The organism is Pseudenterobacter timonensis (assembly GCF_900021175.1).
Taxonomy (GTDB): domain Bacteria; phylum Pseudomonadota; class Gammaproteobacteria; order Enterobacterales; family Enterobacteriaceae; genus Enterobacter; species Enterobacter timonensis.
Window position 1 is genome coordinate 100,704 of the sequence record NZ_FCOP01000003.1, and the last position, 8,854, is coordinate 109,557.

Below are 8,854 nucleotides of genomic sequence, written 5' to 3' on the forward strand. Positions count from 1 at the left end.
AATCTCCCAGGGTATAAATAGCCAATGTCTTACAATCTGAAGGGTTATAACTTACATTGCTGGCGCGATGGGAAAAGCCTTTTGTCCGCATTCAGGTATAATCCTCTCAGATAACGATTTTCGGAGACGACCACGTGACCCAATGGAATTACCAACAGACGCGTTTTGTAACCAGCGCGCCTGACATTCGCCATCTGCCTGCCGACACAGGGCTTGAAGTGGCATTCGCTGGCCGCTCCAATGCGGGAAAATCCAGCGCCCTGAACACGCTTACTAATCAGAAAAACCTGGCGCGTACCTCAAAAACGCCGGGCCGTACCCAGCTGATTAACCTCTTTGAGGTGGCCGACGGCAAACGCCTGGTGGATCTGCCCGGTTATGGCTATGCAGAAGTACCGGAAGAGATGAAGATCAAATGGCAACGCGCGCTGGGTGAATACCTGGAAAAACGCCTCTGCCTGAAGGGCCTGGTGGTGCTGATGGATATTCGTCATCCGCTTAAAGATCTCGATCAGCAGATGATTCGCTGGGCGGTTGAGAGTGATATTGCCGTGCTGGTGCTGCTTACCAAAGCCGACAAGCTGGCGAGCGGTGCGCGTAAGGCGCAACTGAATATGGTTCGCGAAGCTGTGATTGCCTTTAACGGCGATGTGCAGGTGGAAGCATTCTCTTCCCTGAAGAAACAGGGCGTGGACAAGCTGCGTCAGAAGCTGGACAGCTGGTTTAACGAACTGGAGCCCGCAACAGAAGCGGAAGAGTAACAGGAAGCGCGGCGATGTCCGCGCTTTTTTTATCGCCCATTTTCTTTGGCGCATAAAAAACGCCCCAGTCATTACTGACTGGGGCGGCTAAAATATTCAGCCAAATCCGATTACGTGAAGTAAAAGGTCTGAAAGATAGAACATCTTACCTCTGTACCCTACGTCGTTAACTCTACCCTTTTTTTGTCGCTGGAAAAAGCACTTTTTGTAGTTTTTTTTCATTCTTTACAGAAGAAATTTTAATTACCGTCACAAAAAGTTCTTATTTATGTTGCTTACTTACGGAACATCGCTCTTGTTCCGTCAACCTTTAGTGAGCCTGATCCCAGTTTTCGCCCACACCCACTTCCACCAGCAACGGAACGTCCAGCTTCATGCTGTTTTCCATTAGTTCGTGGATCTTTTTCGAGACGGCGTCAACATCGTCACGATGCACTTCAAACACCAGTTCATCGTGTACCTGCATGATCATCCGCACACGCGGTTTCTCTTTTTCCAGCCAGGCGTCAACCGCGATCATGGCGCGTTTGATGATATCCGCTGCGGTCCCCTGCATCGGCGCGTTAATTGCCGCACGCTCGGCGCCAGCCCGGCGCGCCGCGTTGCTGGATTTGATGTCCGGCAGGTAAAGACGACGACCATCCAGGGTCTCTACATAGCCTTTCTCTTTCGCCTGCGCGCGGGTACGCTCCATATATTGCAGTACGCCCGGATAGCGTTCGAAGTAGAGATCCATATACTTCTGCGACTCTTTCCGCGGAATATTCAGCTGACGCGACAGGCCGAAAGCGCTCATACCGTAAATCAGACCAAAGTTAATCGCTTTCGCGCTGCGGCGCTGCTCGCCGGTGACGCTCTCCAGCGGCAGGCCAAATACTTCTGCCGCCGTTGCCCGGTGAATATCCTTTCCTTCGGCAAACGCGCTCAGTAAGCCTTTATCACGCGACAGGTGCGCCATGATGCGCAGCTCAATCTGCGAGTAGTCGGCGGAGACGATCACATACTCTTCCGGCGCGATGAAGGCCTGACGAATACGGCGTCCCTCTTCGTTGCGCACAGGAATGTTCTGCAGGTTCGGATCGGTAGAGGAGAGTCGGCCGGTTGCCGCCACCGCCTGGTGGTACGAGGTATGGACGCGACCGGTTTTAGGATTGATCATCAGCGGCAGTTTGTCAGTATAGGTCGACTTCAGCTTAGCCAGGCCGCGATATTCCAGAATGACCTTCGGCAGAGGGTAATCCAGCGCCAGCTCTTCCAGCACCTCTTCCGAAGTAGAGGGCGCCCCACCAGGGGTTTTCTTCAGCGGCTTGATGCCCTGCTTTTCAAACAGAATGGTTTGCAGCTGCTTGGTGGAGGAGAGGTTAAACGCCTCGCCTGCAATATCATGCGCTTTTTGCTCCAGCTCGTTGAGGCGCAGGGCGATCTCTTCGGAATGTTTGTGCAGCACGGCAGGATCGATTTTGACGCCGTTGCGCTCAATACGAGAGAGAACAGGCACCAGCGGCATTTCGATATGTTCGAACACGTTCAACGGACCGGCAAACTTTTGCAGTTTAGGCCACATCTTCAGATGCAGCTGAAGCGTGACGTCGGCATCTTCCGCCGCATAACGTCCGGCCTCCTCCAGGGCAATCTGGTTAAAGGTAAGCTGATTTTTACCCTTCCCTGCGATCGCTTCAAAGGTAATGGTGTTGTGCTTCAGCCAGCGCGCAGAAAGGGAATCCATATCGTGGCGGCCAGCGACGCTATCAAGGATATAAGATTCCAGCATGGTGTCGAAGGCGATACCGCGCAACTCAATACCGTAGTTTTGCATAATCCCGCGATCGAACTTCAGGTTCTGCCCCACCTTCAGCGCCTTTTCATCTTCCAGAATGGGCTTTAACAGTTCCAGTACGCGCTCACGCGGGATCTGATCCGGCGCATCAAGATAGTCATGGGCAACCGGAACGTAAGCGGCGATGCCGGGTTCCGTGGCGAACGAGAGTCCCACCAGGTTGGCAGAGACGTTGTCCAGACTGTCGGTTTCAGTATCGAACGCAAAGACCGGCGCTTTTTTCAGCTTCTCAATCCAGGCGATGAGCTGTGCCTCTTCCAGCACCGTCTCATAGTGCTCAGAGGAGAGCGCCGCGGCTTCTTCTTCTGGCTCTTCAGCGCTATCCGCTACGCTTTCCTGCGGCTTAGCCACAGGTTTAGCGCCTTTTGCCTGCAGCCATTTTCCGGCCTCAACGTCGGCAGTCCAGCGCTTGAACTCATACTTTCTGAACAGGGAGAGAAGCTCATCCGCCAGCGGCGGCTGCACCTCAAGCCGATCGCAGGTGAGTTCAAGCTCCACGTCGGTTTTGATGGTTGCCAGCTGGTAAGAGAGGTAGGCCACCTCTTTGTTTTGTTCAAGCTTCACCGCCATGGTTTTGGCGCCGCGGAAGGTAAGCCCGGCGATTTTTTCCGGCTCCGCATAGAGCGTATCCAGCCCGCCCAGCCCCTGCAGCAGCGCCTGGGCGGTCTTTTCCCCGACGCCAGGAACACCCGGAATGTTATCCGACGAGTCGCCCATCAGGGCGAGGAAGTCGATGATCAGCTCCGGCGGTACGCCATATTTCGTGACCACCTCGTCCGGGCCAAGAATGGTATTGGTCATGGTGTTGATCAGGGTGATGTTCGGCGTGACCAGCTGCGCCATATCTTTATCACCGGTGCTGATCAGTACCGGACGGCCCATTTTTTCAGCTTCGCGCGCCAGCGTACCGATGACGTCGTCCGCTTCTACGCCGGATACCGCCAGCAGCGGCAGGCCCATCGCTTTCACCATGGCGTGCAGCGGCTCGATCTGCGCACGCAGATCGTCCGGCATCGGCGGGCGGTGGGATTTGTAATGTTCAAATAGCTCATCACGGAAGGTTTTCCCTTTCGCGTCAAAGACCACGGCGGCATGCGAAGGGTGATACTGCAAAATCAAGCTACGCAGCATGTTCAGCACGCCGTACATTGCGCCGGTAGGCTCTCCTGCGCTGTTGGTCAGAGGAGGAAACGCATGATACGCCCGATACAGGTAAGAGGAGCCGTCGACGAGAATAAGCGGGTTTTCTGGGATCTGAACCATAATGTCGTGCCTTTTATCAATTTATGGATAAAGGATGCCACAGAAGGATGAAAACATCAGTTTTTAGGGCGCAATACAGGAAAAGATTTTGCGGTCGTCTGGATCGGTCGCAAAATTTCTCTGTGGATAACTTTGTGAATATTTTATTTTCCGCATTAATAATTGTTAATCTTTCGATCCTGCAGATCGCTTTTGATTAAATTATTCAATGGGTTAATAAGGTATTGTCGCTGAATTTTTACCCGTGGTGACTATTTACGCGATGTGGATATTCAGCGCGACAGGATCAGCGAGCCAGTATTTTCCTCTGGTACAGCGCAAAACGCCAAGGATTCCAGTGTGAAACCACCAATCTTCTGATGCTTTTCTGGTAAAATCAGCGCCCTGCGCCTACAACCTGGCCGCCTTTTTACATATAACTTTTTGAAAATAAAAGCCATGTCGAGATTACTCGCTGCGATAACCCTGCTTCTGAGCATCGCTTTAACTATTCTAATCACCATCGCCTGTTCCGTACCGATCATCGTGGCCGGGATCGTTAAGTTGCTTCTGCCTGTGCCTCCTGTCTGGCGAGCCGTATCGACATTTTGTAATTTCATGATGTACTGCTGGTGCGAAGGGCTGGCGGCGCTGCTGCATTTAAATCCATATCTGAAATGGGATGTGGAAGGGCTGGAAGGTCTGAATAAGAAAAACTGGTATTTGCTGATCTGTAACCACCACAGCTGGGCAGATATTGTGGTGTTGTGCGTCCTGTTTCGCAAACATATCCCGATGAATAAGTATTTTCTCAAGCAGGAGCTGGCCTGGGTACCGTTTATTGGTCTCGCATGCTGGGCGCTGGATATGCCTTTTATGAAACGCTATTCCCGCAGTTATTTAATCCGTCATCCGGAACGGCGCGGCAAAGATGTCGAAACCACACGCCGCTCCTGCGAGAAATTTCGCCTCCATCCCACTACCATTGTGAATTTCGTTGAAGGCTCCCGCTTTACCGAAGAGAAACGCCGCCAGAGCCGGTCACCCTATAAAAATCTGCTGCCACCCAAAGCGGCAGGTATTGCCATGGCGCTCAACGTGCTCGGCAACCAGTTCGATAAAATGCTGAACGTCACGCTCTGTTATCCGGAAAATGATAAAACTCCTTTCAGTGATATGCTCAGCGGTAAGCTGACACGCATTGTGGTTCGGGTAAATATGCTGCCCGTCGCGGAGGAGTTACACGGGGATTATGTTAACGATAAAAACTTCAAGCGGCATTTCCAGCTCTGGCTGAATACCCTGTGGAACGAAAAAGATATGCTGATTGAAAATCTCAAAGCCTCAAACAAAAACGCCGGTCATTGACCGGCGTTTTTGCTTCTTTCACTTACTTCTTTTCAACCAGATATTTTACGGTATCCGCATATTGCTGAACGAAAATATCCATGCTGCTGGTATCCATTCCCTGCATGTTCAGCTGGTATTTGCCGTTAACAAACATTGCCGGCACACCCTGCAGCTGCAGATCCGCCGCGGCTTTTTCCTGCTGGGCCACCAGAGATTTCACGACAAAACTGTTCCAGGCCGCGTCATACTCTTCCCCTTTTACGCCCGCATCCACAAAGACCTTGCGGATGTCCGCAACGGTTTGTACGGTCTGGGTTTTCTGCACGGCTTCAAACATCGGAGCGGTGACTTTGTCTTCCACGCCCAGCGCCATCGCAACGGCCCACGCCTGAGTCAGCTCTTTGCCCAGCGGACCAAGGAACTCAACGTGATACTTAGTCATTTTGGTGCCTTCCGGCAGCTTTTTCTTCACGTTGTCAGAAACATGAAGCACTTCCTCGAACTGGTAGCAGTGCGGGCAGTAGAACGAGAAAAATTCCAGTACCTGCGGTTCGCCTGCAACCGGCTTTTCAAGCGTGGTGTACTGTTTACCGTCGGTAAACTGTGCCGCAGATGCGCTAAATGCCAGAATCATTCCTGCCAGCGCCAGCCAAATTTTTTTCATGATCAACTTTCTCCTGGGTGTGTCGATTAATACATTGGCGTTAATTGTAGAGGCGGTTCCTGCAGAACCTTCACCTGTTCAGTAAAAATGGTTATCTGATTGCGCCAGTAATCTTCTCCGCTTAACCACGGGAAGTTTCTGGGAAATGCGGGATCATCCCAACGCCTGATTAACCACGCGAGATAATAGACAAAACGCATGGCACGTAAAGGCTCAATCAGGACGATTTCGTCTGAATTGAAAGGGCTAAACTCCTCATAGGCTTCGATAATCGTTTCAAGCTGCATACGTTGCTCAGCTTTATCACCGTTGAGCAGCATCCACAGATCCTGAATAGCAGGCCCCATACGGGCATCGTCAAGATCGACAAATAGAGGGCCGTCGCGCCAGAGAATATTTCCGGCGTGGCAGTCGCCGTGCAGACGAAGCACCGGAACGTTATTATCCCAGCGCGCTTTGGTCGCATCAATAAGCGCATCTGTCGCATTCAGGAATGCCACTTTTAAGGATGCGGGAATAAGCGATGTGGCTTCAAATACCTGCCGCGGCGCAGTCAGGTATTCCTCAATTCCCATTGTCGGACGCACCTGGAAAATACGCTTACGGGCTGTCTGATGGATCCGACCAAGATAACGCGCCACAGACTCCATCTGATCGATATTATCAGCTTCAAACTGACGACCACCGAGACAGGGAAAAACGGCATAGAAGAAGCCCTGATGCGTGAGCAGAGTCTGCTGATTAAAGAGCAAAGGCGCGGCGACAGGAACTTCATCATCAAGCAGATCGAGAGCGAACTGGTGTTCTTCCTGAATTTGCTCAGCCGTCCAGCGGTGAGGGCGATAGAATTTAACAACGAAGCGCTGCCGATCCTCGTCCTGAAACTGATAAACGCGGTTTTCGTAACTGTTTAAAGGGGTAAGCCCGGAGTCCACGCGGATACCCTGCTCGAACAGCGCATCCATAATGGTATCCGGGTGTAGTGTCTGGAAAGTAAAAGCGTTGTCGTTCATCCGATCATCCGGAAACTATACGAATGATTCAGGATATCATTTAACGGCGGACTCGGTGGCGCCAATTACACGCTTTTACTCTTTGATTACGCCACGCGCGCGCAGCAGCGCCGTTTTAAAATCTTCTTCATAATCTTTCTGAATACCCGGGATAGCCGCATCTTTTGCGGAATCACGCATCTTAAGATGATAGATAAGGATGTCATCAGAAAGGTCGGCCAGCTCGCCCTCATAACCTGACTCTTTCGCCAGTTTCTGTAAAAATTGCATCAGATTGAGTTCTGGCTCTTTCTGCCAGGCAGGCTGGAGGAGTTCGATAACTTCATTCAGACGTTTGCATTTCATAGTGTGCTCCTTTCGTGTAGAAAGACACGTTAACAGGGTCAATCCCACAATAAAAGAGGCGATATTTTTGGATCAGCACCGGAACATAACGGGCGTCATTCTGGCCGGGGGCCGGGCCAGGCGTATGGGCGGAAAAGATAAAGGATTGCAGTTACTTAACGGCAAACCGCTCTGGCAGCATGTGGCTGACGCCCTGAAAAATCAGGTATCAGCGATAACCATCAGCGCCAACCGGCATATCGATACTTATCAGCAAAGCGGATTCCCTGTGATTAGGGATACGCTTGCGGATTTCCCGGGGCCGCTGGCCGGCATGTTAAGCGTTATGCAGCAGGCGTCAGGCGAGTGGTTTGTCTTTTGCGCCTGTGATACCCCTTTTATTCCCGCCTGTCTGGTGGAAAGGTTCGTTCAGCAGCGCGAGGACGCCCCCGTAGTATGGGCCCATGACGGCGAACGGGATCATCCCACTATTGCTTTGATTAACAGAGGGTTAGTTCCAGACCTGCAAAATTACCTTACTACCGGAGAACGACGGGTAATGATGTTTATGCGTCGTTCCGGCGGCCATCCGGTTGATTTTAGCGATCTGAAATCAGCGTTTGTGAATGTGAATACTACGGAAGATTTACTGATGATGCAGGAGCATAAATGATTCCCGTATTAGCGATTGCGGCATGGAGCGGTACAGGAAAAACCACGCTGCTGAAGAAACTGATACCTGCGCTTTGCAGCAAAGGTATTCGTCCCGGATTGATTAAACACACTCACCATAATATGGATGTCGATAAGCCGGGAAAAGACAGCTATGAGCTACGTAAGGCTGGCGCGGCCCAGACAATAGTGGCTAGTTCCCGGCGCTGGGCATTGATGACAGAAATCCCGGATGAAGCGCCGCTGGATCTCGCTTATCTGGTCAGTCGTATGGATCATTCCACTCTGGACCTGGTGCTGGTTGAAGGGTTTAAACATGAAGCGGTTGCGAAAATCTTACTGTTCCGAAGCGATGCCGGGCATGATGTCAGCGAATTAACGCTGGATGAGCATGTGATTGCAGTGGCCAGTGATGTTTCGTTACCGCTGGAAATTCCGGTGCTGGATTTGAATGATGTAGATGGGATTGCAGCGTTTATTGTGACGTGGAGTACGCTCTGATTTGCCGAGTGGCGGCTTCGCCTTACCCGGTCTACAAAATTCAGTGGTGCAAAAACGCAAAAAGGCCATCCTTGCGGATGGCCTCTTCACTTGTTTGATGCCTGGCAGTTCCCTACTCTCGCATGGGGAGGCCCCACACTACCATCGGCGCTGCGGCGTTTCACTTCTGAGTTCGGCATGGGGTCAGGTGGGACCACCGTGCTAAAGCCGCCAGGCAAATTCTTGTCGCTCTGTCCTGTGTCTTTTGTGCTGATACTGCGTTGGCTGCGCTCGTAAAGTCAGTCACATACTTCAGTATGCTCCTTCCTTTTCTTCGCTTGCCGCCTTGTCTCAGCGCAAAATCCTTCGGACGTCTGAATCTAAGCTGAAAATCGGTCTCTCACGCCAAAACATCTTCGGCGTTGTAAGGTTAAGCCTCACGGTTCATTAGTACCGGTTAGCTCAACGCATCGCTGCGCTTACACACCCGGCCTATCAACGTCATCGTCTT

At 51.7% G+C, this 8,854-nt stretch carries 10 protein-coding genes and 2 rRNA genes; 4 read left to right on the top strand and 8 right to left on the bottom strand.

Going from position 1 to position 8,854, the window contains the following annotated elements:
• Positions 1-134: 134 nt before the first annotated feature.
• Positions 135-761: a ribosome biogenesis GTP-binding protein YihA/YsxC gene (gene yihA / locus BN3796_RS00490; protein ID WP_061706513.1), complete on the top strand. Its 627-nt coding sequence runs from the start codon at positions 135-137 to the stop codon at positions 759-761.
• Positions 762-857: 96 nt separating this feature from the next.
• Here the strand turns inward: yihA and BN3796_RS21225 are convergent, their stop codons facing one another.
• From BN3796_RS21225 to BN3796_RS20910, 3 genes are all read right to left on the bottom strand, one after another.
• On the bottom strand, positions 858-905 hold the full coding sequence (locus BN3796_RS21225) for a spot 42 RNA, inhibition of DNA synthesis (protein WP_071892919.1): 48 nt from the start codon (positions 903-905) through the stop codon (positions 858-860).
• A gap of 166 nt (positions 906-1,071) precedes the next feature.
• Positions 1,072-3,861 (bottom strand): DNA polymerase I, encoded by a 2,790-nt coding sequence (gene polA / locus BN3796_RS00495; protein WP_061706514.1) that lies wholly within the window; start codon positions 3,859-3,861, stop codon positions 1,072-1,074.
• Positions 3,862-4,133: 272 nt separating this feature from the next.
• The gene (locus BN3796_RS20910) at positions 4,134-4,460 is read right to left on the bottom strand and encodes a hypothetical protein (RefSeq protein ID WP_238379210.1); all 327 of its coding nucleotides are present in this window, start codon (positions 4,458-4,460) and stop codon (positions 4,134-4,136) included.
• Between BN3796_RS20910 and BN3796_RS00500 the strand changes: the two genes are divergently transcribed.
• Positions 4,357-5,208, top strand: coding sequence for an acyltransferase (locus BN3796_RS00500; RefSeq protein WP_238379209.1), 852 nt, complete (start codon positions 4,357-4,359; stop codon positions 5,206-5,208). The two genes, BN3796_RS20910 and BN3796_RS00500, sit on opposite strands and share 104 nt — an antisense overlap.
• A gap of 22 nt (positions 5,209-5,230) precedes the next feature.
• Here BN3796_RS00500 and dsbA read toward each other — a convergent pair whose 3' ends face one another.
• The 3 genes from dsbA to BN3796_RS00515 form a co-directional block, all read right to left on the bottom strand.
• Positions 5,231-5,854 (bottom strand): thiol:disulfide interchange protein DsbA, encoded by a 624-nt coding sequence (gene dsbA, locus BN3796_RS00505; protein WP_061706516.1) that lies wholly within the window; start codon positions 5,852-5,854, stop codon positions 5,231-5,233.
• 26 nt (positions 5,855-5,880) lie between these two features.
• Positions 5,881-6,867, bottom strand: a complete 987-nt coding sequence (locus tag BN3796_RS00510) for a serine/threonine protein kinase (RefSeq protein WP_061706517.1) — start codon at positions 6,865-6,867, stop codon at positions 5,881-5,883.
• A 75-nt stretch (positions 6,868-6,942) separates the two neighbouring features.
• Positions 6,943-7,212 carry a YihD family protein gene (locus BN3796_RS00515; protein WP_061706518.1) on the bottom strand — a complete coding sequence of 90 codons (270 nt, stop codon included), beginning with the start codon at positions 7,210-7,212 and terminating at the stop codon, positions 6,943-6,945.
• A gap of 67 nt (positions 7,213-7,279) precedes the next feature.
• Between BN3796_RS00515 and mobA the strand changes: the two genes are divergently transcribed.
• Both mobA and mobB read left to right on the top strand, forming a co-directional pair.
• Positions 7,280-7,864 (top strand): molybdenum cofactor guanylyltransferase MobA, encoded by a 585-nt coding sequence (gene mobA, locus BN3796_RS00520; protein ID WP_061706519.1) that lies wholly within the window; start codon positions 7,280-7,282, stop codon positions 7,862-7,864.
• Positions 7,861-8,364 (top strand): molybdopterin-guanine dinucleotide biosynthesis protein MobB, encoded by a 504-nt coding sequence (gene mobB / locus BN3796_RS00525; RefSeq protein ID WP_061706520.1) that lies wholly within the window; start codon positions 7,861-7,863, stop codon positions 8,362-8,364. Before mobA ends, mobB begins: the two co-directional genes overlap by 4 nt.
• Before the next feature lie 99 nt (positions 8,365-8,463).
• Here the strand turns inward: mobB and rrf are convergent.
• Positions 8,464-8,579 (bottom strand): 5S ribosomal RNA (gene rrf, locus BN3796_RS00530).
• A 190-nt stretch (positions 8,580-8,769) separates the two neighbouring features.
• A 23S ribosomal RNA gene (locus BN3796_RS00535) occupies positions 8,770-8,854 on the bottom strand; the annotation flags it as partial.

Bases quoted from the DNA above. Each gene is read 5' to 3' on its own strand.
- polA (WP_061706514.1), bottom strand. From the start codon at position 3,861: ATGGTTCAGATCCCAGAAAACCCGCTTATTCTCGTCGACGGCTCCTCT.
- BN3796_RS20910 (WP_238379210.1), bottom strand. From the start codon at position 4,460: ATGAAATTACAAAATGTCGATACGGCTCGCCAGACAGGAGGCACAGGC.
- dsbA (WP_061706516.1), bottom strand. From the start codon at position 5,854: ATGAAAAAAATTTGGCTGGCGCTGGCAGGAATGATTCTGGCATTTAGC.
- BN3796_RS00510 (WP_061706517.1), bottom strand. From the start codon at position 6,867: ATGAACGACAACGCTTTTACTTTCCAGACACTACACCCGGATACCATT.
- BN3796_RS00515 (WP_061706518.1), bottom strand. From the start codon at position 7,212: ATGAAATGCAAACGTCTGAATGAAGTTATCGAACTCCTCCAGCCTGCC.
- mobB (WP_061706520.1), top strand. From the start codon at position 7,861: ATGATTCCCGTATTAGCGATTGCGGCATGGAGCGGTACAGGAAAAACC.